Genomic DNA, 26,937 nt, shown 5'->3' with positions numbered 1-26,937 from the left:
AAATGCCTACTCACAAAAGATTAGCCTAAAAGCAGGCGGAAGTAAGAGTAGGCTGAAAAAAAGGTTAGTATATAAAAAAGTGAGCAAAAAACAAATGGCAAGACAACATCCTCGGAGAAAAGGAAACCCAGACTTACGTCGTAAGACAAATCAGCCAGGGGTAGAAATCCCTGAAATAACAAAAGAGTTGTTTGAATTACTAGAACCCACAATGTTTACACCATTAAAATATTTACAGGGAACTCATGAGAAAATGATGAGAGATAGGGTGCTAAATTTACCAGTAATGGTGGCATTAGTGTTAAGTATAGTGTATCGTCAAATAGCGGGTATAAGTGAAGCGGTAAGACTGTTAGAGGAAGAGGGATTGCTATGGGTAGCATCATTAAAAGTAAGCAAACAGGCAGTATCAAAAAGAATGATGAATGTGCCAGCCGAAATATTTGCAATATTACTAAAAGGAGTGTTAGAAAAAGCAGCCGAAAAAGGGAAGAAGCTCCAAGTAGGAGAAAAATGGGAAAAAATAAGAGAAAAGTTTAGTGCAGTGTGGATAGCAGATGGCTCAACGCTAGAGCAGATAAGGAAAAATATGAAAATAAGTAAAGAAGAAAAGAGTAAATTGGGGGGTAAAATAATGATGGTAGTGGAAGCCTTTACCCAAAGACCCGTTACTTTATGGTACACAGAAAATGATAAATCAAATGATAAAATATGGTGTGAAGAATTGGCAGCTAAATTACCAGAAAATGGTTTAATTCTCGTAGATATGGGATTTTTTAGCTTTGTGTGGTTTGATTTGTTAACAGAAGCTAAAAAGTTTTTTCTAACCAGATTTAGAGCGGGTACATCTTACAAAACCAAACAAGTATTGTCTCAAGGTAGTCATTACAGAGATGAGATTATCATTATGGGAAATTACCGTTCTAATCCTTGCAAGCATCCGGTGAGATTAGTCTCAGTATTATGGGGAACAATCTGGTATCAGTATTTAACAAATGTGTTGTCTCCCGAACAACTGTCCGCCGAAGAGGTCTGTGATTTATATCGAAGACGATGGACAATCGAAGAAGCCTTTTTATTAACGAAAAGACTTTTAGGACTAGCCTATTTATGGGTAGGGAATAAGAATGGTGTCCAAATCCAGATTATTTGCACTTTGATTTTCTATACGGTCTTAAATCAATTGGTAGGGGAAGTGGCGATTGCTCTAAATCAACCGAAAGAAAAAATCTCAGTAGAGATGGTGTTTCGGAGTCTATACTATGTAGCGAAGGCTATTGCTAGAGGAGAAAAGCCTGATACAGTAACCTATCTGGCTGAACGTGCTAAGTTATTTGGTTTGGTCAAAGCTGAGAGAAAGCGACATCGAGAAAAGGCCGCTCTCAATCAACAAATTTGGGAACCCATTCCTTTAAGTTGACACGGATGTGTGTTTACTTGCTACTACAGCCAAATAGAAATGCGATCGCCTAAATTTGAGTAAATAATTTATTAATCATAATAATTACTTCTGCTAGTGTCTCACTAGGAATTTTACAAACAAATTCGGCTTCTCTCGTTCGGTAATCCAGAGATTTTACTTGATCGGCTAAAACAACATCTGAAATTGTTAAACCGTCAGGAATCTCGACTTCAAAGGGATAATTTTTAACTTTTGTGGTGATGGGACAGACAACAATTAGTCCGACTTTGTGATTATAGATATTAGGAGAAATAACTAAGGCGGGCCTTCTTCCCATTTGTTCACGTCCAGACTGAGGATTAAAATTAATCCAGATAATATCTCCTTTTTTAGGAATGTGAGCTTTAAGCATCTTCTTAGAAAATCTCGGTTCCAACAAATTCCCCTATTTCTATAATTTCAGGTAGAGCTTCAGGAAAATTTATGGTGAGAAGCTCATTTAAGTCTTTCGCTTTTTGAGTTGAATTTAAGATATTATTGGTAATCATTTGAATCACCAATTCATTGATTGGCTCTTCGGTTAATTCAGACAGTTTCTCTAGTTTCTGAAATAATGATTCAGAAATTTCTAGGGTTAATTGTCGAGTTTTCATCGGCTTACCTAAGATTGACTAGCTACAATTATGAGCGAGAAATATTTTATACCTATTCTAATAGATTTTTAATCGTTACTGGCTAGATTATACGATCACGCAGTGCCGTCACGCGATCTCGCAAGGCTAAAAATAGGAAAGTGATATTGTAGAGAACAGATTGGCAAAACTCAATCTCAGATCAGAAACAGTCCCAGGGTCAAAGCCGTTAGAATAGGGAAGCTCTTTTTTGGCCCCTGTCTTGACCTCCGAACTGATGGCAACCGATCCCCTCCCAACCAGCAACCCGATCGCCCCAAAATCCGAACATTTGCATACGGAAGCGGATCATCCCCATATCCACAGTGAAGCCTCTCTCCGACAAATCATTAACCGTCTCTCGCGCATAGAAGGACACATTCGCGGCATTAAAACCATGGTGACAGAAAGCCGCCCTTGCCCAGAAGTTTTAATCCAAGTGGCCGCAGTCCGAGGTGCAATTGATCGGGTCGCCCGTCTCATCTTGGATGAACATTTAAGTGAATGTATCACCCGCGCAGCCAAAGAGGGCAACATTGAAAGTGAAATTGAGGAATTAAAATCTGCCCTAGATCGCTTCCTCTAAACATTAAAACGGAATAACAGCACATCCCCCTCCTGTACCACATATTCCTTGCCCTCACTCCGTACTAACCCCTTTTCCTTAGCCGCTTGCATACTACCCGTGTTCACCAAATCGTCAAATGCAACGGTTTCCGCCCGAATAAAACCCCGTTCAAAATCGGTGTGGATGACCCCCGCCGCCTGGGGAGCCTTCATGCCAGCCAAAATTGTCCAGGCTCTGGTTTCCTGGGGGCCGGTGGTCAGATAGGTTCGCAATCCTAACAGTTCATAGGTTGCCGTAATTAAGGATTGCAGTCCCCCTTCTTCTACGCCCAAGGCTTGCAAAAAGTCTAACCGTTCCTCAGCCGCAAGTTCGACTAATTCCGATTCCACCTGGGCAGAAATAACCACCACCTTGGCATTTTCCTTAACCGCGATCGCCTTAACCGCTTCCACCCAGGCATTGCCCGATGCCAAATCATCTTCTGAAACATTTGTTGCATAGATAATCGGCTTACGGGTTAACAGACCTAGATTTTTAATGAGTTCCGCCTCTTCTTCACTGAGATCCACCTGGCGAGCCGGTTGGCCTTCATTTAACGCCACAAAAAGTTTCTCTAATACTGCGGCTTCTGCTTGAAATTCTTTATTCCCCTTGGCCTGTTTACGACAGCGATCTAAACGTTTTTCCACCTGGGCTAAATCCGCAAGGGCCAATTCTAAATTAATGACTTCAATGTCCCTGGCTGGATCAACGGAACCAGAAACGTGAATGATATCATCATCGTCAAAACAACGAACCACCTGAACAATGGCATCCACTTCTCGAATATTGGCCAAAAATTGATTCCCCAAACCCTCTCCCTGACTAGCTCCCTTCACTAAACCGGCAATATCCACAAACTCAATCCGGGTCGGTACAATTTTCTGGGATTGGGACAGCTTGGCCAACACCTCCAAACGGCGATCGGGTACAGAAACAACGCCCACATTGGGTTCAATGGTACAGAAGGGGAAATTGGCAGCTTCCGCCTTCGCATTGGCAACTAACGCATTGAATAGGGTAGATTTTCCCACATTGGGTAATCCGACGATTCCGGCTCTTAACATAGGGTGACGGCTCAACCCATCGGGACGGGATTGGCAAAAAAGGGCATCTTATTATAGCAAACGGATTGTCGCTAACCCTGATCCATCCCTTTGTACCAACAATTCTCAGTTTTAGACACAGTAAACCTTTTAGAGATTTAAAGAACATTTTAAAGGGGGTTTTGGGGCCATTCCAGGCGCACTGTTGTACGCAAAAGCCTGAAGACTCGTAAAATGAACTTGTTAATCCCGTTGAATCTTACCCCGTATTACGCGAACTAAAACCTGAAACCCTTGCTATAGCGCAAATTTAGAATTGCTGCCGCCGAACCGATTACCGTTCCCGTCACCGAACGATTAGCTGGAGTGATCGCTTTAGCCGCTCCAAAATCCACTAAAACTAACTTATTATCCTGTTTTCTGCGAATAATGTTCTCTGGCTTAATATCCCGATGAATGACTCCGCGTTGATGAATAAAACCCAAAACAGGCAATAAATCCGCTAACAAAGCCCGAATTTTAGCCTCATTAAAAACCCCTAGACTGTTTAACTCCTGCTGTCGGTTTTCCCCTTCAATATATTTTTGTACCAAATATTGACGTTGATCTTCAGGGATAAAATAGGCCAATAAAGCTGGAATTTGGGGGGGAAAACTGCTTAATCACACAACGGGGTTTTCTGGGTATATCGTGATAATGGCCAAAAAAGTTTTACCAAAGCCGCCTTGACCGATCAGTTTAAGAGCTTGATAACGGTCTTTGAGCCAGAGCTTCTGTCCACATTTCTGACAAAAACGGTGGGTTTCAGCATTAACCGCCAAACAATCAGGATTTAAACATTGAGTCGCCATAGAATCATTGATCAGGATTCTTGTATTTTAATCAGATGTTACCCAAAGCGATCGCCTTATAATAACTGTGAGGGAAAATTTAATCATTAGCGATGAAATTGAGCGAGAAAAGCCTGGGATTTTTGGCGTTCCAGACTTCGTAACAGCGTTCTAAATTGTTGCTGTAGGTAATCCAGATTTTGAGGTTGACCACCGTATCGCCAACTCACATAGGCAAGGGAAATCTCCTCTACCACTTCTAGCTGTTCAACCGTTAAATATTCCCGTAAAGATTGGACATATTCCGACGGCGTTTGGGCCACACTTTTGCCATGACCTTGACCTTTAAGCGCGATTAACATTTGTTGATAAAGTCTGGCCATCGGGGGCATTTTCGCTAAACGTTGTTGATAGAGCCAGCGTCGAGCCTGTTCCCAACCGAGCCAACCGACAAAACCGGCCGCGATCGCTAAAATCAGCCCTAATAAAGCACCTAGCAAACTTCCTGAGACCAAATTCCAAAGCCATCCCAGAAAACCTAACAAAGCCCCAATCATATTTGTCCAAAAGAGACTTAAAAAATTAGTGATTGGGGACGGCAGCCAACTGGCCACCCAATTCCAAATTTGTTTTAAAACGCTAAAGGTTTCTTCGTCTTCAAAGGAAGAGGGATATAAATCATGACCTGGAATGGGATCAAAACTAAACCAACCAAAATAGGGGAAATAAACCTCCGTCAGGGCATGGGCATCGGTATTGTGAACCAGATAGTAACCGGTAAAGGGATTGAATTGGCCCGATCCAAACCCCACCGCTAATCGGCTAGGAATCCCAATAGAACGCAACATGACCGTTAACACTGTCGAGAAGTGGTCGGGATAACCGCCTTGATATTTGAATAAAAAGGCCTCTACCAAATCTTCTTTGGGGTCAAAAAAAGGAATTTCCTTAACTGTGTAATTTTGCTTTAAGGCTTGGGTTAGATAGAGGGCCGCTTCGTAGGCAGAATTAATCGGTTTAGGCGATTTAGATAACAACTCCAAGGTTCGCTTTCTGACCTTTTCTTCAATTTGCGGGGGAATGGGTAAGTATTTCTTCTGTACACCTGGGCTATATTCCTGGGGAGCCTGACGCAAGACCGTGCGATCGCGATAGGGTACTTCCGACACCACCGTATAGGTCAAACCTTCCACCAATCCCACCGGCGATCGCAAACTTCCATTGTGATCAATGCCAATTTCCTTGGTCGGAAAATACAAATAACGGGGCATCGCTAAATTGGGAATAACATTGGGTAAATTGGTGACAGCCGTATAGGTCTGAATGATTTGCTTCGTTTTCATAAAACCCAGGGAAGGATTCAGATCAAAGCGATAAGACCAGGAAGAACGGGGAATCTTGGTAATATCATCATTGGACGAGATCTCCCACCCCTGGCCCGTGTAATGATCAAAGGCCAAGGCCCGCCAAAATCCGGCTGTTTGGGAACGTACCCGCAGCACTAACTGCTGTTTCATGCCACCGCGCAAATTCTGGTTAATCTTATTATTGAAACCATAGTACACTGTGTCATCCACTGACCCTGGCCCCTCGGCGGGACTTTTACCTGTACCACCGCCTTTACCGTCTTTACCTGGATTAACATAGCCCGGATTGACAATATCTCGATTCTTCTCCGTAAATTGCTTATTTTCGGTGTCTGCTGTCCCACTAACCGGAAAGCTTTGTAGTTGATAGCTGGGAAAACGGGGCATGATCGCAAAGAAGATTAAGCCCAAGGCCAAAATAATCCCTAAAATGGCGGCCAAACGGCCCGGAAAGAGGGGAGAATAGCGAAATTCTTGAGTCTTAGCAATTTTAAGACGCTGTTTTTGGAACCATCCCCATTGCGCGTCAATTTCGGTTAGTCCCAACCGCGATCGATAGTCCAAAATTAAAGTCGGTAGAGCGATGATCAAAAATAATAATAACCAGGGTGCAAAGGTCATGGATTGGGAAACAGTTCCAGCGACTCCTAGCAGAATCAGACCAATGACCATGGAATAACCCAGATCCTTGCGTCGCGGGAGATCAAAGCTGTGCAGCACCTGCAATTGCACTAATAATCCGGCTAGGGCAATGCGGCTATCATTAAGATTAACCAGTAAATTGCTGAGAAAGACAAAGAGTACCAATAGCATCCCGATCGCCAACAGAAACTTAACGGCCACATTGCGATGAGCGCGGCGATACCAACTCCAGATAGCACCGAGAATACTCAGGGGAACCGCCCAGATGCTCCATTCCGTTTGGGCAGCCACATCCGTCGCCACAATACCCACAATCACCATTGCTTGTACTAGAATCCGAAAGAGCAGGGAATCTTCGGTTTTCGGTTGGGGCAGAGAGCGCATCTGTTGTTGCATCTGCGACCACCAGTTACGGGGTTGGGGGATGGTCTTTTCCATTGCTTTCCGCTGACAAGGGGACAAAATGTTGCGTTATTTCCCTATCCTATCGTGGTTCTTCGCTAACTCAGAAGAATTAAAACTGGGAATAATCATGATAGAACTATCTCAATTCTGGTTAAGGAAACATTTCTGATTATTAAGCAGTCACCCAGCCCCATACCCCCTCTCTTGTCAGTATTTTTGCGGAAATCCTCTTTAAACTGTTTCTTGAAATCCCTAGGATTACCCTCACTGTCTAGGCTACAGGGCAATAAGATAACTTTTAATAAAAAATTAAGAATTATAACAACTCCCCAAAAAAGTCCTGCTTCTAAAAAATCTTAGCGTAAAATTTAATACAGAAAAAATCAAATTCCACTGCCAAACTACCCCTATCGTTGATGGCTCCCCCTTTGCCCAACTAGCCATCTTAATTTCGTGTTCGGGAATGCCATTACCCTATTACAGGAGAAAACAGGCTATGAACGTCAATGAACTACTTCGTGCCTATGAGAAAGGCGATCGCCGATTTCCCCAACAGAATTTGCAAGGCATAGATCTCTCAAGAGTGATGTTGATCGCGGTGGATCTGGCGAAATCCAACTTGATGGGAGCGAATCTCAGTCGTGCTTTTTTAACCAAGTCCAATTTAACGGGGGCAAGTTTGAATTGGGCTGATTTAACCTATGCCAAGCTCAATCAAGCAATTTTGGCAATGGCTGATTTAACCAAGGCTAATTTGAGTGGTGCTTTCTTAGTTAAGGCCTGCCTGCCTAAGACAAAGCTGTCTGGCTCGAATCTCTCTCATAGCAATCTACGAGCGGCCAATTTACAACAGGCGAATCTCTGCGGAGCCAATCTCTTTCGGGTAAATCTGCGGGAAGCTAATTTACAGTCGGTGAATTTTGCCTGGGCTAATTTGCAGGAAGCCCGCTTAAGCTGTGCCCATTTAAGTGGAGTTAATTTTTTTGAAGCTAACTTGCGTCAAGCCTTTCTTCGAGAAGTGGATTTACAGGGAGCTAACTTAGAAAAACTGGATTTAACAGGGGCGAAACTGAGCAATAGTAATTTACAAGGAGTTAATCTACGGGGAGCTAATTTACAGGGGGCTAATTTACGTCACGTCGATCTCAGGGGAGCCAATTTAAGTGAGGCGAATCTAACCGAGGCGAATTTGGAAGGGGCCAATTTAATGGACACGAATCTAGAGGGAACCATTTTACGCAACACCAATGTCAATGAGGCGATTTTCAAGCCAAAGCTAGAAAGCCATTCCAACCAAATGTCAGAGGATAATCTTTCGCCGTTTAGTTTATCTAGGGGAAATTTGGGAAGTTTTTTGCCTAGCTTTGCGATTTAGTCCCGTAAAAATTCCAGTAAATCATGACCGAAAATTCTCCAGAAACTAGAAATTATGGGGTCGTTCTGGTGACAACTAGCTCTTCGACTGAAGCAGAGGCGATCGCGGCTGCCTTAATTGAATCCCAACTAGCTGCCTGTGTGAGTATTTTTCCGATCCAATCCATTTATCGTTGGCAAGGAGCGATCGCCAAAGAATCGGAATGGCAGTTATTGATTAAAACTGATTTATCTTGCTTGAGAGAATTGGAAAATCAGATTAAACGTTTACATTCCTATGAAGTGCCAGAAATTATTGCCTTACCCATTGTCTCAGGCTCAATGTCCTATTTAGCCTGGTTAGGAAACAGCTTATCCACCTAAAACATCTTGTCCCCCCTTAAAATAAGCCATAGTTTAGTAGGCTAACACTAAATGGCAATAGAATCACCCACTTAAGGAGGACAAAAATGGTTCTCTAAATCCGACAGTTAACAAGCTTACTGTAAACTGATGGGCATCATGACCTTAAAAGGGCGAAATTCCTCCCCTGTTTCATCAAAGATGGTCAAATTTTGGGGCTTACAACGCTTTATTTCCACGAAAATTCCTTGGGCATCTTCATTAGACAGATCTTCTAAATAGCCTGCCTGGGCAACTTCTGCATCACCTTTACTGGAGAAAGGTCCAAAGTAATAGGTACAACGGGGAGTGGTAGTAACAATCTCAATCCAATAGGCCAAACCGATAGAATTCAGTAGTTGTATTAAAAAATCTTTCATGTTATCTGCCCGAATGCAATTGTTTAGCTGCTATTTTAACCTGGGAATTGAAATATTTCTTAACATTTTTTGGGTTAGCACTTTAGTTATAAGCTCGAATGGAGAAAAATGGCAGTTATAAAAGATACAGATCTTTAATAGAGTTTGCTGATACTCCTTTGCCGATAGACTTCATAGAGACCAATAGCGGCGGCGATCGAGGCATTTAGGCTGGGAGTTTTGCCACCGAGGGGGATAGAAATCAAATGATCGCAATGACGTTGGGTTAACATACTTAATCCCTGACCCTCTGAACCAATCACGAGGCCCAAGGCTCCTCTTAGCTCGATCTGATCAATGGACTTGCCTTGTCCTGCCACCGTTCCATAGATCCAAAAACCAGCACTTTTAAGTTCCTCTAGGGCACGACTCAAATTGACCACCCTAGCCACGGGAAAATGCTCTAAGGCCCCTGCTGCTACTTTCATCACCGTGGAGGTAATGCCAACGGCTCGACGCTGGGGCATAATTAACCCTTGTGCTCCAAAGGCCTCGGCTGTACGGATAATGGCCCCCAAATTTTGGGGATCGGTAATACTATCTAAGACCACCAGTACAGGATCCACCGCATTTGCTTTGGCCTGCTGGATTAACTCATCTAAATCTCGATAACGATAGGGCGCGATTTGGGCGGCAATACCTTGGTGATTACCCCCTTGGGTCAATTGATTGAGACGAAAATTATCAACTTCATCAATAACCGTTCCCTTGCCCTTGGCCTCGACTAATAATGTCCGAAAACGGGAGTCGTAAAATAAACGGGGAATAATCCAAACACGATTCAGTTGGCGATCGCCTTCTAGGGCAGCCAAAACAGCATGACGACCATAAAGAAGATCATTGTCTTCAGACGGTGCAGCCTCCTCTTCGGCGGGACGATGATCATGGCGAGGAAGAATTACCTTCGTGTTATGGGGTTTAAGGCTAGAGGGTTTATGATTGCTGAAGCGTCCTTTTCTAAGGGAAGGTTTCGCGTGATTTTGATCCCCTGACTGGCCCATCTTCTCTGATTTTTGACCATCAGATTTACCCTCAAACTTACTCTCAAATTTACGAAAAGGCTTGTGATCAGGCTTGCGACCCGGCTTCTGATCTCGACGAGGTTTATCCATTATGGTATTGATGCGATTGAAAAAGGGGTATGGGGAAATATAGAAAAAATCTCGAAAAATTAACCAGAAATCGCTACAAGTTCTAGGAGTTCGTGGAGACGCTCTGGATTCTCTAAATAGAGATAACCCAATAGAGTTTCTAAACTAGTAGCCTGCTGATATAGTTCTGGTGCAAGACGACGGGGACAGCCATTGGCCGCATTCCGCCCACGACGAACCCAATCCTGCTCCGTAGCCGTTAAATGAGGAAGCAAGCCCTGGAGCATCGCGGCCTGACTTTCGGCTCTGACCTGGGCCACCACCTGCTGATGATAACGGGCTAAACGTTGGGGCGGCCATAAAAAACGGGAACGAACATAGAGTTCAAAGACCGCATCCCCTAAATAGGCTAAGGCTCCTGGCGAAAGTTGTCCTAGGGGTATCTGTCCCTCTCTCCCTGACGACTTCATCAAGGCAATATGAGTCTCAAAAATAGTCATGGCGACCATCGTCGATGAAGCAAGATTTAATTGAGGGCAAGATACTAACTAAAAATCTGAGAAATAAGCGGCTCGAAGAGGATCTTGGGAATTGCTCAATCTGCCCTAGTTATCAGCGACCCTAGGATTGATATCGTTTAACTGGCGGCCAGAGCGGCGATCGCTTCCTCTACATTATTGTGTAAGGGAAGAAATTTTTCTAATCTCACCAATTTTACCGTTTGGGTAACGCGGGAGTTGGTGACAATTTGTAAGCTTCCCCCCTGGTTCTTGGCTTGCTTGGCTAATTGCACCAAGGCTCCTAAACCAGAACTATCTAAAAAATCAATTTTGGAGAGATCAAGTACGACATGGGCCGGGCCTTCCCCTATATGACCACTGACGAGTTTGCGAAACGTTGGCTCAGAAAAAGCATCGAGTTGGCCCGTCAGGTGAAAAGTTTGGTAAGTCTCCTTAACTGTACGAGTTCCCCGTAAACTCACAGTCAGGTTTAGTGGTTCAGCAATAATATCCCCCTTAACTAGCACATAGTTTGAGATTGGACAGTCGATAATTATAGCTTATTTCGTAGCACAAGAATGACTTTGCCATTACTAAACTTCAAAAAATGCGCTTTTTTCTGAAAAAACCTTGCTACTGAGCAATTTGAGATTGGGCTAACTGTTCAAAATTACGCCAACAAAGCCATAACGCCCTGGGAACATGAAAACAGCCTTTCCATTTGCCACCCTTTAATGTTAACAAAACCTCACCCCGACGATTCAAATAACCAAACCATTCTCCACCTTGGGGATCAGCAAATTTTGACCAGGTATAGTCGTGCAAACGCTCATACCAATGCCAGCAGGTGGGATTTTGGGTAAGTCGATAGCCCATGGCTAGGGCCACCAGAGATTCTAAATGTACCCACCACAGTTTTTGATCCCATTCCAATTGTTGGGGGGGATAACCCTGGGCATCCAAAAAGTAAAAGAGGCCGTCGTATTCTCGATCCCAGGCAAAATCTAGAATATTCAAGACAATCTTCACTGCCTTCTCAATTAAAGCTTGATCCTGACGACGTTGGGCAATATCCATCACAAACCACATGGCTTCAATCCCATGGCCTGGATTGAGTAAACGACCTTCAAAACAATCCACTAGAGAACCATCGGGTGCGACATTTTCGTACATTAAACCTTGTTCAGGATTAAAAAAGTCGGTCATGACCTCTTTAACGGTTGTCTCTAAAACCTGATCCAGAGTTGCTGGCGATAATAACCAAGCCATTTCTAGGGTCAGGTTAGCCAAAATCATGGGGACAGCTAAGGATTTGAGGGGACGAGTGCCAGGGTAGGTTTTACTATATTGGCCTTTGGGATTATCCTTGCGCCGTAAAACATTTTGGTAGGCTTGAAGCGCGATTTCCTTGGCCCAATCTTCGCCGGAAACAAGGGCGAATTTACTAAAAGCCATGGCGGCAAAGCAATCGGAAAAAATGTTGTAGGGCTGGACTAAGGGCTGACCCGATCGCGTTAGGGCAAAATACCAATTTCCCTCTTTGTCTCTACCATGCTTGGCTAAAAAATCGGCTCCATGTCGGGCGATCGCCAACCATTCAGGGCGAGGTTCTAGTTGTTCATATAACAGGGAAAAAAGCCAAACTTGACGGTTTTGTAACCAAATAAATTTATCCGTGTCGTAAACTTTGCCATTGCGATCCAAACAGGTAAAATAGCCACCTTGCTCATGATCCAGGGAATGATTGCTCCAGAAAGGAATAATATTGTCCTTAAGGGTGGTTTTGTATTGATGGGCTAGGGATTGAAAATCGTAGGTCATTACTTCAAAACGGCACTTCAAAACGGCACTTTAAAACGGCACTCTAAAACGGCAAGTGGCGGTTGAGGGTAAATCCCGCCGTTTCCTTTTAATGCTTAAACTGCAATGCTTAAAATCAACGAAAAATTAAAGCCCTGATTCCAGTCGCAGAAGAACGAGATCAGGGACATTATTCAGTATCAGATTCTAGCGAATGTATTCTTTCAAAATACTATTGCGATTGGGATGTCGTAATTTCCGCAAAGCCTTAGCTTCTATTTGACGAATGCGTTCACGGGTAACGTTAAAAATCTGACCAATTTCTTCTAGGGTCTTCATCCGACCATCATCTAAACCGTAGCGTAACCGTAACACATCTCGTTCACGGGGACTGAGGGTATCCAGCACATTTTCGAGATCTTCCCGTAACAGGTTTTTAGCAACCTCATCCTCTGGCGTTTCACCATCTGCTTCAATAAAGTCTCCTAGACGGGAATCTTCTTCTTTGCCGATAGGTGTTTCTAGGGAAATTGGTAGCTGGGCAGACTTGGCAATGAACCGTAATTTTTCAATGGTCATTTCCATTTCTTCCGCAATTTCTTCCTCGGTGGGTTTGCGGTGCATCTTTTGGGAAAGAATTTTGGTGGTTTTCTTAATACGGGAAATGGTTTCGTAGAGGTGGACGGGGAGACGAATGGTGCGGGATTGATCGGCGATCGCTCTCGTAATGGCCTGACGAATCCACCAGGTAGCATAGGTAGAGAACTTATAACCCTTTTCGTGATCAAACTTTTCCGCGGCCCGGATCAAACCTAAAGAACCTTCTTGAATCAAGTCCTGAAACGATAAACCTCGATTCATATACTTTTTGGCGATCGATACCACTAAACGGAGGTTCGACTGCACCATTTTATCCTTGGCTTTGCGGTCTAAATAAAGACGGCGGCGAAAAGTAGAAAAATTTTTATCAGCTTGAAAGTTCCAACTTTCTTCTAGGTCAACCTGATTCTCAGCTAAATAAGTGGCAATATCAGACTTCTTCGGTTCTCGTTTATTCTTTTCAACCAGTAATTGTTTGGTGTGTTCAATTTTCCAGACCTGCTTGCCCCACTCCCGATCATGAGGCTCTCGTTTCAACTGCTTACACAGATCTTCCCGAATCAATTCTAAATGGAGGAGGTCAGCAATTTGGCGTGCGAGTTCAATTTCTTCTTCGGCTCGCAATAGTCGTATGCGGCCAATTTCCTGTAAATAAATCCGAATGGAGTCTTCGGTATAGGGCTTTTTCTTGCTCGGATCACGACGGCGAGAAGCAGTGACTTTCCTTGGTTTTTTGCCATCAGGTTCAATGAGAACTGAGTCGTTTAGGTTATCTAAATTATCTTCATCGAAGTCAATGTCAATCTCGATAATGTCGAGGTCTAGTTCCATTACAATCTCGGTTGTCATTGTCATTGTTAGTAGCTCATTAGCCTGGGTCATGCCGTTTTCCTCTTACTCCTTTCGTGCAAAACAGAACAATATAGGGGGAAGTTTAATGTTGACTTACGTCAATTGACTGTAAAGATCCAATGCCCTGACCACAGTTCCTCTCCTAGATTTTCTGGCAATAAAGAAGATAATGAATCTTCACTGTCCGAAAGACCAAGTAGAGACGACAATTACCAGTGGTATCGGGGTCAAGTCAAAAAGACCTTATTGATTGTAGCCCTGATGACAAAAAAATGGGGACTACTCTTGTTTAAATTGCAATAGCATCTGACAATTATGCAACTAACAAAAAGTTTATGTGCTGTAGTTTCCTAAGGTTCTAGACAACAATCCCTCGGAAAACAAGAACAAGCATTCTGTTGACCCCCTAATCTTCTGAAATGACTGACAGTAGAGGGAGTTTGCCTAATGTTAGTGATGCTAGATATTTGACGAGTCAAATCAAAGAGAATATAGTACCTAGACCATGGTGACTGAGCGTTGATCAATCAACCCGGATGACTAAATACTTGCCCTTTTGCTCTAGAGAGCGCGATCGCCGTTACAAAAAATCTTTTGTTATTGTAATGAATTTTCTGGCTCAGGGGAACCCGAATAGCTAGAAATAAAGAAAAAGATTTCAGAAAACAGCGATCATTAAATGGTACGCATACGCTGGCTAAAGTGAATTTTGTAGTCCTCTGAACACTACCTTAGCAAAGACTCAGAAAAGTGGGATGTGGTTAAGCAGTAAACTGTCAGCAAATATCAACTTTTACAGGGCTTTTGTGGCGATTGAAGTAGGCATGAATACCAAAAAAGTCCAGTTGAGGAGGGAAAAGTCGGAAAATGGACAAATTTTGTCTTTGAAACTAGGCGAGTAAACTAGCAAATACCCCTTGCCCATCGATCGCCTTGAGCATTGGATCAGCAGCCCGTTCGGGGTGGGGCATCATACCTAAGACGTTACCGGCTGGATTGATAATACCGGCAATATCGTGAAGAGAACCGTTGAGATTAGCCATTGCGGTGCTATCTTCCCCGGTGGTGCAGTAACGAAATAAAATTTGTCGCTGATCTTCTAAGGATTTGAGGGTATCTTCCTCGGCAAAATAGCGACCTTCACCGTGAGCGATCGGCAGGGTGATCACCTGTTGGGCTTGATAGGCCTTTGTCCAGGGAGAATGATTTTGTTCTACTTTAATGGGGACGCGATCGCAAATAAAATGTAAATCTCGATTACGAATTAAAGCTCCTGGCAGCAATCCCACTTCCGTTAGGATCTGAAAACCATTACAAATACCCAATAAATATTTACCTTGATTGGCATGTTCTACCACTGAGCGCATTACGGTCGAAAAACGAGCGATCGCCCCACAACGCAGATAGTCTCCATAACTAAAACCACCAGGGAGAACCACCACATCCAGATCTTGAAGGTCCGAGTCCTGATGCCAAACAAAACGGGTTGGTTGATTAAAAATCCCCCGCGTTACCATTTCCACATCGCGATCACAATTAGAGCCAGGAAAAACAACTATGCCAAATTTCATCAGCTTAATACGACTCCCTGCTCCACCGGCGTTAACTCAAAACGATAGTTTTCAATCACGGTATTGGCTAATAACTGATCACAAATTTGATCTAAATTTTGTCGTGCTATCTCCTCATTGGCAGCCCGAAGCTTTAACTCAATATACTTCCCAATTCTGACTTGCTCTACCTCGTGATACCCCAATTGTTGTAAACCCGACTGAATAGCGGTTCCGGCGGGATCTAAGACGGACGGGCGCAGGGTGACATAGATGCGACACTGGTATTGTTGAGACATTAGGATAGTAATTAATTCAAAACAGTTCTCGATAATGAAAGCCCAACGAACCCGTTCTCAAGAGCGTATTTTTTGCCTACTAAAGACCCTCCATCGCGCTGTTTCGGCTCAGGAACTCTATCTAGAATTGCGACAACGCCAGGAGAGCATTGGGCTTGCCACTGTCTATCGTGCCTTAGAAGGTTTAAAACTGCAAGGGGCGATTCAATGCCGCACTCTGACGACGGGAGAGTCTCTTTACAGTTTGACTCAACAGGATCAACATCATCTGACCTGCGTGAATTGTGGAGCCTCTATTGCCATTTCCGAATGTCCCGTGAGAGAGCTTGAAAATAGCTTAGAACGTTCTCATCAATTCAAGGTTTACTATCACACTCTAGAATTTTTTGGAATTTGCCATCGCTGTCAACTTCAGACTGCCCAAACTATAGAGTCAGCGAGATAGCACAGAAACACTTATTTTTTGCCCACAGGCACAACAGCTTCTAATTCATGGAGACGAAAGGTGACTAGTTTGTCCCAGTTGCCATTTTCAAATAATACAGCAGCATTGCCATCACTAACGCGCTGCACTAAGCCCTCAAAACGATAATAAGTGTCATCAGGATTGACAACTCGCACGGTTGAGCCAGGTAGAATCATTGAAATTAGAACTCCTTAAACATTGACAAAAATAAATAATGGCCATGATTCAACTCTTGAACAGAGTGTAAAGCCAACTGACAAGGATTCTGTCTGATAGTAACACTTTCATTGCTTTCCCGATAGAGATCTCGATGTATCAATCTGCCTGTCAACCAACTTGCGCTAGAATATTGATCGTTTAGTACCAGGGCGACGCTTGATTCGGGGTTCTGAGCAGGGAAAAAGATTCTTATGACAATTCAAAATCTCAATAAGCCTTTATTTTCCAGTCATTATTTGGAGTTTTATTTGCCTGAATCTCCTGAATGGCAGTTAGACCCTAGCCCCATTTTTGAGAGGCTAAAAAGTTTATATTTAGCCCAAAAAGATCTTTTATCTAGCTTGAATGAAGCTCAAACGGAGGAGGAGTTTATTAAACCAGCTCTAGAGATTTTAGGGTTTAGTTATATTCCCCAGATCATTACTAAGGGAAAAGGACGGGCTGAACGGCCTGATTATGCTTTGTTTGCTGATCCAGTCCAGAAATCAGCCGCTTATTCTGAACAAAATAATGAGTCGGTTTTTTATCGTCAGGTGGTAGCGATCGCGGAGGCTAAATATTGGGAGCGGCCTTTAAGTAAGGTTTCCAGTAATGATCAACGGGATTATTATAAAAACACAAATCCGTCCTTTCAGATTGCCAGTTATTTAATTGGTACGGGGGTTAATTGGGGTATTTTAACTAACGGGCGGGAATGGCGGTTATATTATCGGTTAGCGTCTTCAACGGCAACGGAATTTTATCCGATTGATTTAGTAGAACTATTAGAATCAGACGATTTAGCGCGATTTAAATATTTTTGGTTATTTTTTCGACGGGAGGCTTTTGAAGCAGATAGTCAAGGCAAAAATTTTCTAGAGCGGGTCAGAGAAGGTAGTGCGACCTATGCCACCAGGGTTGGTAATGAGTTAAAAAGTTTAGTGTTTGAGCAAATTTTTTCCCAGTTGGCGGGAGGATTTGTGGCTCAGATCACACAGCCAGGGCAAGCGGTTAAAGCGAGTCTGGTTTATGAAGCAACGTTATCATTTTTGTATAAGTTGTTGTTTTTATTTTATGCAGAAGCGCGGAATTTATTACCGATGGATCGGGATTATCGCAGTTATAGTTTAATTACCCTAGCTCAGGAAATTGCGATTAAAATAGATCAGAAAAGGGCTTTTAGTTCTAAGTCTTTTATTTATCAAAAATTAATTGAATTATTTAAAACCATTGATCAAGGTGATACGTCGTTAGGGGTTCCTCGTTACAATGGTGGTTTATTTCATTTTGAAGGCTCTCTTTCTTCTAATCAACCTAATCATTTTTTATTAAGTTATCAGTTATCAGACACAATTTTGGCTCCTGTGATTGATAAGTTAGCTCGATTTGAAGGTCAAGCCATTGATTATAGTTTTTTGGGAGTGCGACAATTAGGCTCTATTTATGAGGGTTTATTAGAATATCGTCTGATTATTGATGATGCAGAAACGGGTCAAGTCCATTTAGAAAATGATAAGGGCGATCGCAAAGCTTCGGGATCTTATTATACGCCCGATTATATTGTTAAGTATATTGTCAGTCATACCTTGAAGCCCATTTTGACGGAACGGGAGCAGCAATTTAAGGTGTTAATGGGGGAGATTGAGCAGTTACAGCAACAACGGAACAATAAAAAGTTAAGTTTAGAAACTTTAAATAGTCTTTCTAAAACATTAGCAGTGTTGGAACGTCAAGCGCAAACTATTTTGTTAGATATTAAGGTTTGTGATCCGGCGATGGGCAGTGGTCATTTTTTGGTGGAGGCGGTGGATTTTTTAACGGATGAGTTAATCCAAATTTTAAACCGTTACCCTGACTATAATCCCATTTTAAAGATGTTGGATCAGATGCGTCAAAGTATTATTGACAATTTACGCTCTCAAGGGATTCAACTGGATCCGAGTCGTTTGGAACCGACACAATTATTACAACGGGTTGTCATGAAACGCTGTATTTATGGGGTGGATTTAAACTCGATGGCGGTGGAGTTAGCAAAGGTTAGTTTATGGTTACATTCCTTTACGATTGGTGCGCCGTTAAGTTTTTTGGATCACCATTTGCGTTGTGGTAATTCCTTAATTGGGACAACAGCCAGGGAAGCAGAATTGGCAATGTCTCAGGAAAAAAATGGCAATACGGTGCAGTTTAATTTGTTAACGGGGCCGTTTGTAGGTTTATTGCGTGCGGCAGAAATTATGCGCGGCGTGAGTGTTTTAAGTGATGCGACTTTTGCGGAAGTGGAACAAAGTGAGCGATTATTTAAACAGTTTGATGCGGCGGCGAAACCGTTTAAGCAATTATTAGATATTTATGTGTCGCAATTTTTTGGAGTGAAACAAGCGAAAAATTTATTAGAACGTTTAGGAACGGCGTTAATTAATCCTGATCTAGCCTCAATGAAGGAAGCTGATTTAACGGTTTTAGAAGATTCTCATCGGTTATATGAAGAAAAGCATTTTTTTCATTGGGATTTGGAGTTTCCAGAGGTTTTTGTTGATTTAGAAAATGCAAATTGGGCTGAAAATCCTGGTTTTGATGCAGTTATTAGTAATCCCCCTTATGTAGATATAAAGGGTCTAGAAAAAGGAATGGTAGATTACTTATTTGAGCGTTATTCAAATATGCAATTACGAATTAATATATTTGCAGCATTTCTTGAAAGTTGTTTTCCTCCAATTACTTCTAAGTTAGGAAAATGTGGCTTTATTATTCCTTCATCTTTTTTAACTCAGGTCTCTTATTCCAAAATTCGCCAAAGCATTCTTAAAAATAAATGGATTAAAAGTATTGTAAGATTACCTAATGAGTTATTTGGTGAAAAAATGGGAGAGGTAAAAGTTGATACCTGTTTAATACTTATTTATCCACAACCAAGCAATGAATCAAATGTGCTTACAACCGATATTCTTATTTATGATTCCTTTGAAAGAATAGATGCTATCTCTTCTGATTCTGCATCCAGTTATTTAAATATTGAACAAGGGAACTGGTTGAACAGCAATGATTTTACAATAACTATTGTAAATCAAAGTGAGTTTTCACTCACAAGAAAAATTGAAGACTGTTCTAACGATTTACAAAATTACTGTGAATTTTGTTTGGGGATAACTCCTTACGATAAATATCGAGGTCATACTGATGAAGAAATCAAAAAACAAATATTTCATGCAACTACAAAAATTGATTCGACTTATAAAAAACTGCTTGTAAGTGGGGATGTCAAAAGATATGAAGTTCAATGGAATGGTGAAAAATGGATTAAATATGGTACTTGGTTAGCTGCTTCAAGAGAATCCAGATTTTTTAAAGATGAAAGAATTTTAGTTCAACAAATTATTGATTGGAGTTCTCTCAGAATTTTTGTTTCATATACAAACGAGGAGTTATACAATACTCAAAATCAATTCAATCTTCTTGCTCATGAAGGAATTAATTTAAAATTTATACTTTCTATTTTAGCATCTCAACTTATAAGCTTTTATCATCGTAAAACTTTTCTTGATGCTGCATTACAACGTTTTCAAAAAGTATTGATTAAAGATGCAAAACTTCTACCAATTCGTAAAATTAACTTCACAACAAAGAGCGATCGCCGTCAACGAGGACTAGAAAACTTAATTAACCTTTATCAAACCTATCAAACTAATTTTGATCTTGTGCCTATTCTTTCCCAATGCCAACAACACTTAAACCAACAACCCGAAGAAGCCGATATCATCCACGACTTTTTAGCCTATCTTGCCGAACAAATGATTGCTCTCAATCAACAAAAACAAACCGAAATTAAAGGCTTTTTAGAATGGTTAGAAAGTTTAATTGGTTGTCCCATTGCTAATCTTAAAAATAAAAGCAAGATTCAAAACTATCTCGGTGATTACAGCAAACAAATGACCCTTGATCCCGCCCTCGATCTTGACGGTTTAATTAGCATTCTTAACCAAAATAAAAAATTAATCAAAATTGATCCCAGTTCTCGCCAAGACCATACCCGCATTAAAACCGAATACCAAGCCAGCTTAAATATCTTAATACCCCTTAAAACTCAACTCAAAAACTGCGATCGCCTAATTGATGAAATTGTTTATCAACTCTATGGCCTAACCACTGAAGAAAAAGCAATCATTGAAAACTCACTGGCCAAATAAACCGCGATCGCCTTGATCAGCAATAGACAATCCTAATTATACAATGTAGAATAGAAAAGTCGCCATCATTCGGATTTAGTCGCTATGGATTTATCCATTCAAAGAAGAGCAGAAATAACTTTGCGCTCCCTTAGCCCCTCCGAACGCAAAAAAGTTCTTCATAAATTGCACTTGCTTACCGATGCAGAATTATCTTATTCGGGAAATATTCGTAAATTGCAATCCACTGATTTGTATAGCTATCCTGCCGGTCGCTTGAGAATTATTTTGTCTAAAAATGATGCTGGATGGGTTGTAGAAGACATTATCGATCATGACAAATATCGTCGTTTAGGTCTGGAAGATAAATATCGCCGTTTAGAATTAGAAACTAGCCCAGTGGAAAAAGCATGAAGATTCTGACCAAACATTCCTTTGATGCAAATAACTGTCGCAAGGAATGGAATGATTTTGTTCGATTACTAGCTCAAAATCAGACGCTAAGTGAACGGAATCATATTCTGCCATTTTTTAAACAAAGTCGTGATCTTTCAATTTTCATTGGTGAGTTTTTTTCAAAAATTAAAAAGCCAGATGTTTTTGCTCACGAGTATGAAATTTATGGAGATTTTATTGCTGATTTAGTGATTGGTGATTCTGTAACTAATCATTATCTGCTGGTGGAATTTGAAGATGGTAAACCAGAAAGTATTTTTTTAAAAAAAGGAAATAAATCTACTCCCGATTGGTCGCCCAGAATAGAAGCCGCTTTTTCCCAGTTAGTAGATTGGCTCTGGAAATTAGAAGATATGAGAAGTACGGCGGATTTTCAAAATACTTTTGGTAGTAGAAGAGCTACATTTGAAGGCTTAATTATTATTGGTAAAGATATGAATCTTGCGCCTCAAGAGGCTGATCGTTTAAAATGGCGAATGGATAGAACGATGATTGATTCAAATCCCATATCCTGTATTTCGTTTAATCAGTTAAGTGAAGATTTAAATTTTTATTTAACCACTCGTTATAATGTTTAAAGTTAATAAAGTTAATAAAATTAAAATGTAATTTAAAAACAGCGATCGCCTAATCGATGAAATGGTTTATCAACTCTATGGCCTAACCACTGAAGAAAAAGCAATCATTGAAAACTCTTTGCAACCAAAATAAAACAACTATGGAAAAAATTATTCATAAAACAACCAAACAACAACAAACAAATGATTTTGAATACTGGCAAAATCAACCACCTCAAAAACGCCTAGAAGCTCTAGAACAAATTCGTCAAGAATATCATCACTATAAATATAATGCTCAACCAAGATTTCAAAGAGTTTATACAATTATTAAACGAAAACCAAGTTAAATATCTGGTAATTGGTGGTTATGCAGTTGCTATTCATGGCCATCCCCGTTACACAAAAGATATTGATATTTGGATTGAAATAAGCCAAGAAAATGCCGAAAAATTAATTACAGTCTTAACTCAATTTGGATTTGGTAGCTTAGGCTTAACTTCCCAGGATTTTCAGTCTCCAGATCAAGTTATCCAACTTGGCTACCCTCCCAACCGTATTGACTTAATTACAACGCCTGATGGTGTTGATTTTCAAACCTGCTATAATTCAAGGACAGAGGTATTGTTGAGCGATATTATAGTCAACTTTATCGATCTTGATAATCTCAAAAAAAACAAATTGGCCTCTGGTCGTTTTCAGGACTTAGCTGATCTTGAGAATTTACAAAATTAACAAAAATTCTGATACTGCGATCGCCTAATCGATGAAATTGTTTATCAACTTTATGGCTTAACTCCCGAAGAAAAAGCTATTATTGAAGACAAGTTCCAGTAAAAGCAGTTATATACACCTTATCTATCTAGTTAATTATGTCTTTTGATTTTGACCTATTTGTCATTGGGGCTGGTTCAGGGGGAATAGCTACGGCTCGTCGAGCAGCAGAGTATGGGGCCAAAGTGGGTATTGCCGAAGCTGATCGATTGGGGGGAACCTGCGTGAATCGAGGTTGTGTGCCAAAAAAACTACTAGTCTATGCTTCCCGTTTCGCTGATCAGTTTAAAGAAGCACCTGGCTATGGTTGGAGTCAAATTTCAAGCCATTGTGACTGGAAAACCTTAATTACAGATGTGAATAAAGAGGTGGATCGCCTTAATGGGATTTATCAACGTATGTTAGATAATTCTGAGGTTAGATTACTATCGGGTTTTGCTCGTTTTCTTGATCCCCATACCCTAGAAATTGCTGGACAAAGGATTACGGCGGATCGGATTTTAATTGCGGTGGGTGGCCAGCCAGTAAAACCCAATATTCCAGGCTCGGAACATTTACTCGTTTCGGATCATCTTTTTCACTTGCCTGAATTACCCCAACATTTAGTCATTTTTGGTGCGGGTTATATTGGTGTTGAGTTCGCCTGTGTCATGCACCATCTAGGTGTGCAAGTGACTCAAATTATTCGTCGGGATAAAATTTTGCGTGGTTTTGATGATGATATTCGTGAGGAAATTCAGACCGCAATGGAACGCCAGGGAATTCGTATTCTGACCCATCGTCAACCTGTAGCGATTACCAAGACAGAATCAGAGTTAACATTGCAACTGGATCATAATGGCCAAGTAGAAGAACTGGTGATTGCCAATGCCTTGGCCTTAGCTGCCACTGGCCGAAAAGCGAAACTGGAAGGGCTGGGATTAGATTTGGCCGGCGTAACGGTTCAGAATGGCGCGATCGCTGTTGATGATTTTAGTTGTACTTCCCAAGCTAATATTTATGCCGTGGGAGATTGTACTAACAGAATTAACTTAACACCCGTGGCCATTAATGAAGGCCGAGCCTTTGCCGATACAGAATTTGGCGGTAAACCCCGTTTAATGAGCCACGAAAACGTTCCTTCTGCCGTGTTTACTACCCCAGAAGCCGGAACAGTCGGTTTAACAGAAGCCCAGGCGATCGCCAAGTATGGAGAGGCAGCCATTAAGGTCTATCGCACTAAGTTTCGTCCCATGTATTATGTTCTGCCCAATGGAGACGATAAAACCCTGATGAAGTTAATTGTTCATCAAGAAAGCGATCGGGTTTTAGGGGCCCACATGGTAGGAAATCATGCCGGAGAAATTATTCAAGGAATGGCGATCGCGGTCAAAATGGGAGCCAAAAAAGCTGATTTCGATGCCACAGTGGGCATTCATCCCACCTCTGCCGAGGAATTTGTCACCATGCGGTGAACGACCTTACACCGATTAGTTGAGTGATCAAGCTAGAGCTTCTCAATTCAACGGCCTCCAGCACTTCGTAGATTCTTTTGGTCTTACATTGTCTTCAATGGCAGGAGTTCTGGTTCCTAAGATCGATAAGTTGTTTCGGTAATGCTCTAAACTGGTGGAGCCTGCTTCCAGAAAGTAGTCAGTCCATTCATTGTGAATTGCGACCTATCTTCTCCACCAATCTAGAACACTAACCTTTAACTACAACGTCCCAGACTTTGGAGTTTCCAACCGGCAGGATCATCACAGGCAAAATTGACAAAGGCTCCTATGTTTCCAGCTCCTCGGGTACCATAGGCACTGTTAGGAAACTGCACATTTTGTCCAAATCGAGAGGCACCCATGACCTTGGTATTAGGATCTGTATAGCCCCAACTTGTAACCCCAACAACAATGTTACGGTTAGTTGCAGAACCGTAGGTACCACCTGTAGCATTGATTCCAAAATTAACGAGCCAAGGACCACCACTGGATCCACCTGTCATCGCGGATCCTAACACAGTATTTTGTAGATTACCGTTGATGTAAGAAGCACCGTAAGCAGTATTAATCTGCATTATGTTACCCGAATCAAAAGAACCTGGGTATCCCAATTGAGTAATAGCCGCAAACTTCTTGTTACCAAAGACGTTTTGGAAAAAACCTGAAACTGGAGTAGCAAAACTAAAATCATTCCATCCATAGCCAAACCAGCCAGCCATAACACCTGCTTGCTGACCTGAACTATTATTAGGAAGTGCAATTAAAGCGATATCATTGTTGCAGACAACTCCAGGCGCAGAACTGTCACAAGTATCAGTCCCATTGTAGTAGGTACCAGAAATCAAATAGGTCGAACTTTCAAATTCTCCGTAGGGCCTGCTGTTGGTAGTACCTTTAAAGGCCGGAACAAATTTAACCTTTGTGGCCCATCCGTTAGCCTGTTGTCCAAAATTATGAACACAGTGTGCCGCAGTCACGACAAGACTTTTTCCGATCAATGAAGCAGAACAAATATAGTTGTAGGTAGTTCCGCCAAAAGCCATATACAGTTTTCCTGCGCGCCTGTAGGTATCAGCTTGAGCTTCATTAGTCGTACCACCCAAGACGCGGGATGTGGAAAAAGGGACTCCACTAGCTGAGCCAAAGGCGGCTGGAACAACATTCTGGTCGCCAGATCCCTGAGCACTACCTGAAGATTCCCCCTGTACATTTGCTGGTGCTACTGAGGTACCAGTCGGGGGGCTAACGAGCATTGGCATCCGCGATCGCAGTTTATCTGGCGAAAGGGTATCGAACTTCTTGTCCTTAAATGCCTGCCCGACACCATCAGTGTCAGAGGAAACTACTCTTGCTGGTTTTGGCAGAGCAGAGACATCCATCGTATTAACGAAACCTGTTGCCGACAGAACGAGAGAACTAATTAGGCAACGTAACATGAAAGAGATTTTCGGTTTCATACTTCAGTCTTCCCTATTTATTTTATATCTTGGGTTCACTTTAATACATATTGTGCAAGTTGACAAGTAGTTCAGAAAAAATATTCTCTAGTACCAAAACCAAAAAAACACGCTGAGAGAGTTAACTATACTCTGAACGGGTTGGAGCTTAACTTTTTGAAAATGCCTAAAATTTTTATCAGATGATGGTTTCAGCCCTTTTTCCAAGAAGTCAATTTCTTAGCCGTTTAGAGTATAGTAGAGAAAGGTAACGTTCTAGACCTGTGGGACATACTTTTGGAAAGCAGTCAGTCTCTTAAATTACGATCCATTTTATCCACCGGCTCAGAAAACTAACACGGAATTAACCACCGCGTAATTTTTGTGCCCAAACCTTGGTCGGTAAGCCCCAAATATAGATAAAACCTTCCGCTGCTTTATGGTCAAATTGATCTTCCATACCGTAGGTGGCTAAATCGGCATCATAAATAGAGTAATCAGACTGGCGGCCAACCACTTTGGCAGTCCCTTTCAAGAACTTAACTCGTACCATTCCTGTGACCCGTTCCTGGGTTTTAAGGATAAAGGCATCCAGGGATTCCTTGAGAGGACTGTACCATAAGCCGCGATAGATTAATTGGCTATAGATTTCTTCAACGGAATTTTTGTAATGACTTACATCGGCGGTGAGAGTCAAGCTTTCAAGATCACGGTGAGCGTCAATGAGTACCAACAAAGCAGGAGCTTCGTAGATTTCCCGTGATTTGATACCAACAACCCGATTTTCGATCATATCCAAACGACCAAAACCATGATTACCGGCAATCTCATTTAAGCGGCTAATTAGGGTAACTCCATCTAAGACAACGCCATTTAAGCTAACAGGAATGCCTTTTTCAAAACCGATATCCACATACTCCGGCTCATCAGGAGTGTCGGCGATCGCCTTGGTCATCAGATAAATTTCTTCCGGCGGTTCGGTCATGGGATCCTCTAGGGGGCCAGCCTCAATACTGCGACCAAGTAAGTTGCGGTCAATACTGAAAGGAGAAGATTTTTTAACGGGTGATTCCACGCCAAAACGTTCTCCGTAGGCAATGGTTTCTTCCCGACTCATGTTCCATTCCCTGGCAGGAGCCAAAACCCTGATCTCAGGATTGAGGGCCATTATACTAATATCGAAGCGAACCTGATCATTGCCTTTGCCGGTACAACCATGAGCCACCGCATCAGCTCCGTATTTTTCCGCCGCTTCTACCAACATTTTGGCAATCAAAGGACGGGCTAGGGCAGTAGAGAGAGGATAACGATTTTCGTAGAGGGCATTGGCTTGAATGGAGCGAAAGGCATAATCCGTGACAAATTCAGCTTGGCCATCCACAACTAAAGATTCAATGGCACCACAACGTAGAGCCTTTGCCTGAATTGGCCCCAGTTCATCCCCCTGACCTAAATCTGCTGCGAGGGTAATGACTTCTTTAACTCCCCATTCGTGGATGAGGTAGGGAATACAAACGGAGGTATCAACCCCACCCGAATATGCTAAAACAACTTTATTGGCACGACCCATAGATGG

Annotated in this window: 27 protein-coding genes and 1 pseudogene; 11 read left to right on the top strand and 17 right to left on the bottom strand. The window is 42.0% G+C overall.

The window, feature by feature from the left end; translation table 11 throughout:
- Window positions 1-94: 94 nt before the first annotated feature.
- On the top strand, window positions 95-1,420 hold the full coding sequence (locus KA717_20300) for an IS4 family transposase (GenBank protein UXE64731.1): 1,326 nt from the start codon (window positions 95-97) through the stop codon (window positions 1,418-1,420).
- Between the two features lie 49 nt (window positions 1,421-1,469).
- Here KA717_20300 and mazF read toward each other — a convergent pair whose 3' ends face one another.
- Both mazF and KA717_20290 read right to left on the bottom strand, forming a co-directional pair.
- Window positions 1,470-1,814, bottom strand: a complete 345-nt coding sequence (mazF, locus tag KA717_20295; protein UXE58422.1) for an endoribonuclease MazF — start codon at window positions 1,812-1,814, stop codon at window positions 1,470-1,472.
- Window positions 1,815-1,818: 4 nt separating this feature from the next.
- Window positions 1,819-2,055 (bottom strand): hypothetical protein, encoded by a 237-nt coding sequence (locus KA717_20290; GenBank protein UXE58421.1) that lies wholly within the window; start codon window positions 2,053-2,055, stop codon window positions 1,819-1,821.
- 256 nt (window positions 2,056-2,311) lie between these two features.
- On the opposite strand from KA717_20290, the gene KA717_20285 reads away from it, so the two are divergent.
- A complete protein-coding gene (locus KA717_20285) occupies window positions 2,312-2,659 on the top strand; it encodes a metal-sensing transcriptional repressor (protein ID UXE58420.1) in 348 nt (115 codons plus the stop codon).
- Here KA717_20285 and ychF read toward each other — a convergent pair.
- The 4 genes from ychF to KA717_20265 all read right to left on the bottom strand — a co-directional run bounded on the left by ychF (window position 2,656) and on the right by KA717_20265 (window position 7,003).
- Window positions 2,656-3,747: a redox-regulated ATPase YchF gene (ychF, locus tag KA717_20280; protein UXE58419.1), complete on the bottom strand. Its 1,092-nt coding sequence runs from the start codon at window positions 3,745-3,747 to the stop codon at window positions 2,656-2,658. The two genes, KA717_20285 and ychF, sit on opposite strands and share 4 nt — an antisense overlap.
- Before the next feature lie 257 nt (window positions 3,748-4,004).
- Window positions 4,005-4,355 carry a phosphotransferase gene (locus KA717_20275; protein UXE58418.1) on the bottom strand — a complete coding sequence of 117 codons (351 nt, stop codon included), beginning with the start codon at window positions 4,353-4,355 and terminating at the stop codon, window positions 4,005-4,007.
- Window positions 4,356-4,388: 33 nt separating this feature from the next.
- Complete coding sequence (locus tag KA717_20270; GenBank protein ID UXE58417.1) at window positions 4,389-4,577, bottom strand: hypothetical protein; 189 nt, start codon at window positions 4,575-4,577, stop codon at window positions 4,389-4,391.
- Window positions 4,578-4,663: 86 nt separating this feature from the next.
- Entirely contained in the window at window positions 4,664-7,003 is a 2,340-nt protein-coding gene (locus KA717_20265; GenBank protein UXE58416.1) for a DUF3488 and DUF4129 domain-containing transglutaminase family protein, read from the bottom strand.
- 463 nt (window positions 7,004-7,466) lie between these two features.
- On the opposite strand from KA717_20265, the gene KA717_20260 reads away from it, so the two are divergent.
- Together KA717_20260 and KA717_20255 are read left to right on the top strand one after the other, a co-directional pair.
- Entirely contained in the window at window positions 7,467-8,345 is an 879-nt protein-coding gene (locus KA717_20260; GenBank protein UXE58415.1) for a pentapeptide repeat-containing protein, read from the top strand.
- 23 nt (window positions 8,346-8,368) lie between these two features.
- Window positions 8,369-8,707 (top strand): divalent-cation tolerance protein CutA, encoded by a 339-nt coding sequence (locus tag KA717_20255; GenBank protein UXE58414.1) that lies wholly within the window; start codon window positions 8,369-8,371, stop codon window positions 8,705-8,707.
- A gap of 116 nt (window positions 8,708-8,823) precedes the next feature.
- On the opposite strand, the gene KA717_20250 is transcribed toward KA717_20255, so the two are convergent.
- The 8 genes and pseudogenes from KA717_20250 to purS all read right to left on the bottom strand — a co-directional run bounded on the left by KA717_20250 (window position 8,824) and on the right by purS (window position 15,836).
- Complete coding sequence (locus KA717_20250; protein UXE58413.1) at window positions 8,824-9,105, bottom strand: DUF1816 domain-containing protein; 282 nt, start codon at window positions 9,103-9,105, stop codon at window positions 8,824-8,826.
- A gap of 134 nt (window positions 9,106-9,239) precedes the next feature.
- Window positions 9,240-9,983: pseudogene (rlmB, locus tag KA717_20245) on the bottom strand (23S rRNA (guanosine(2251)-2'-O)-methyltransferase RlmB).
- A gap of 332 nt (window positions 9,984-10,315) precedes the next feature.
- Window positions 10,316-10,735 carry a ribonuclease III gene (locus KA717_20240; protein UXE64730.1) on the bottom strand — a complete coding sequence of 140 codons (420 nt, stop codon included), beginning with the start codon at window positions 10,733-10,735 and terminating at the stop codon, window positions 10,316-10,318.
- A 137-nt stretch (window positions 10,736-10,872) separates the two neighbouring features.
- Window positions 10,873-11,217, bottom strand: coding sequence for an STAS domain-containing protein (locus KA717_20235; GenBank protein ID UXE58412.1), 345 nt, complete (start codon window positions 11,215-11,217; stop codon window positions 10,873-10,875).
- Window positions 11,218-11,368: 151 nt separating this feature from the next.
- Window positions 11,369-12,556, bottom strand: coding sequence for an AGE family epimerase/isomerase (locus KA717_20230; GenBank protein ID UXE58411.1), 1,188 nt, complete (start codon window positions 12,554-12,556; stop codon window positions 11,369-11,371).
- Between the two features lie 186 nt (window positions 12,557-12,742).
- The gene (gene rpoD / locus KA717_20225) at window positions 12,743-14,017 is read right to left on the bottom strand and encodes an RNA polymerase sigma factor RpoD (GenBank protein ID UXE58410.1); all 1,275 of its coding nucleotides are present in this window, start codon (window positions 14,015-14,017) and stop codon (window positions 12,743-12,745) included.
- An 860-nt stretch (window positions 14,018-14,877) separates the two neighbouring features.
- Window positions 14,878-15,558 carry a phosphoribosylformylglycinamidine synthase subunit PurQ gene (purQ, locus tag KA717_20220; GenBank protein ID UXE58409.1) on the bottom strand — a complete coding sequence of 227 codons (681 nt, stop codon included), beginning with the start codon at window positions 15,556-15,558 and terminating at the stop codon, window positions 14,878-14,880.
- Window positions 15,558-15,836 (bottom strand): phosphoribosylformylglycinamidine synthase subunit PurS, encoded by a 279-nt coding sequence (gene purS / locus KA717_20215; protein UXE58408.1) that lies wholly within the window; start codon window positions 15,834-15,836, stop codon window positions 15,558-15,560. The genes purQ and purS overlap by 1 nt, the downstream gene beginning before the upstream one ends.
- A 34-nt stretch (window positions 15,837-15,870) precedes the next feature.
- Between purS and KA717_20210 the strand changes: the two genes are divergently transcribed.
- Window positions 15,871-16,281, top strand: coding sequence for a transcriptional repressor (locus tag KA717_20210; GenBank protein UXE58407.1), 411 nt, complete (start codon window positions 15,871-15,873; stop codon window positions 16,279-16,281).
- An 11-nt stretch (window positions 16,282-16,292) separates the two neighbouring features.
- On the opposite strand, the gene KA717_20205 is transcribed toward KA717_20210, so the two are convergent.
- Window positions 16,293-16,478 carry an NAD(P)H dehydrogenase subunit NdhS gene (locus KA717_20205; GenBank protein UXE58406.1) on the bottom strand — a complete coding sequence of 62 codons (186 nt, stop codon included), beginning with the start codon at window positions 16,476-16,478 and terminating at the stop codon, window positions 16,293-16,295.
- Between the two features lie 504 nt (window positions 16,479-16,982).
- Here KA717_20205 and KA717_20200 point away from each other — a divergent pair.
- The 6 genes from KA717_20200 (at window position 16,983) to gorA (ending at window position 23,904) form a co-directional block, all read left to right on the top strand.
- Complete coding sequence (locus tag KA717_20200) at window positions 16,983-20,684, top strand: N-6 DNA methylase (protein UXE58405.1); 3,702 nt, start codon at window positions 16,983-16,985, stop codon at window positions 20,682-20,684.
- An 84-nt stretch (window positions 20,685-20,768) separates the two neighbouring features.
- A complete protein-coding gene (locus KA717_20195; protein ID UXE58404.1) occupies window positions 20,769-21,077 on the top strand; it encodes a hypothetical protein in 309 nt (102 codons plus the stop codon).
- The gene (locus tag KA717_20190) at window positions 21,074-21,697 is read left to right on the top strand and encodes a DUF4263 domain-containing protein (protein UXE58403.1); all 624 of its coding nucleotides are present in this window, start codon (window positions 21,074-21,076) and stop codon (window positions 21,695-21,697) included. The genes KA717_20195 and KA717_20190 overlap by 4 nt, the downstream gene beginning before the upstream one ends.
- 140 nt (window positions 21,698-21,837) lie before the next feature.
- Window positions 21,838-22,026, top strand: a complete 189-nt coding sequence (locus KA717_20185) for a hypothetical protein (GenBank protein UXE58402.1) — start codon at window positions 21,838-21,840, stop codon at window positions 22,024-22,026.
- Window positions 21,971-22,411, top strand: coding sequence for a hypothetical protein (locus tag KA717_20180; GenBank protein UXE58401.1), 441 nt, complete (start codon window positions 21,971-21,973; stop codon window positions 22,409-22,411). Before KA717_20185 ends, KA717_20180 begins: the two co-directional genes overlap by 56 nt.
- Window positions 22,412-22,548: 137 nt before the next feature.
- A complete protein-coding gene (gene gorA / locus KA717_20175) occupies window positions 22,549-23,904 on the top strand; it encodes a glutathione-disulfide reductase (protein ID UXE58400.1) in 1,356 nt (451 codons plus the stop codon).
- Between the two features lie 236 nt (window positions 23,905-24,140).
- Here gorA and KA717_20170 read toward each other — a convergent pair whose 3' ends face one another.
- Together KA717_20170 and argG are read right to left on the bottom strand one after the other, a co-directional pair.
- Window positions 24,141-25,382, bottom strand: a complete 1,242-nt coding sequence (locus tag KA717_20170; protein UXE58399.1) for a trypsin-like serine protease — start codon at window positions 25,380-25,382, stop codon at window positions 24,141-24,143.
- A 343-nt stretch (window positions 25,383-25,725) separates the two neighbouring features.
- Window positions 25,726-26,931, bottom strand: coding sequence for an argininosuccinate synthase (argG, locus tag KA717_20165; protein ID UXE58398.1), 1,206 nt, complete (start codon window positions 26,929-26,931; stop codon window positions 25,726-25,728).
- Between the last annotated feature and the right edge of the window lie 6 nt (window positions 26,932-26,937).

This window comes from Woronichinia naegeliana WA131, from assembly GCA_025370055.1.
Classification (GTDB): domain Bacteria; phylum Cyanobacteriota; class Cyanobacteriia; order Cyanobacteriales; family Microcystaceae; genus Woronichinia; species Woronichinia naegeliana.
The sequence above is the reverse complement of the archived record's forward strand: the minus strand, read 5'-3'. Positions and strand labels throughout refer to the sequence as shown.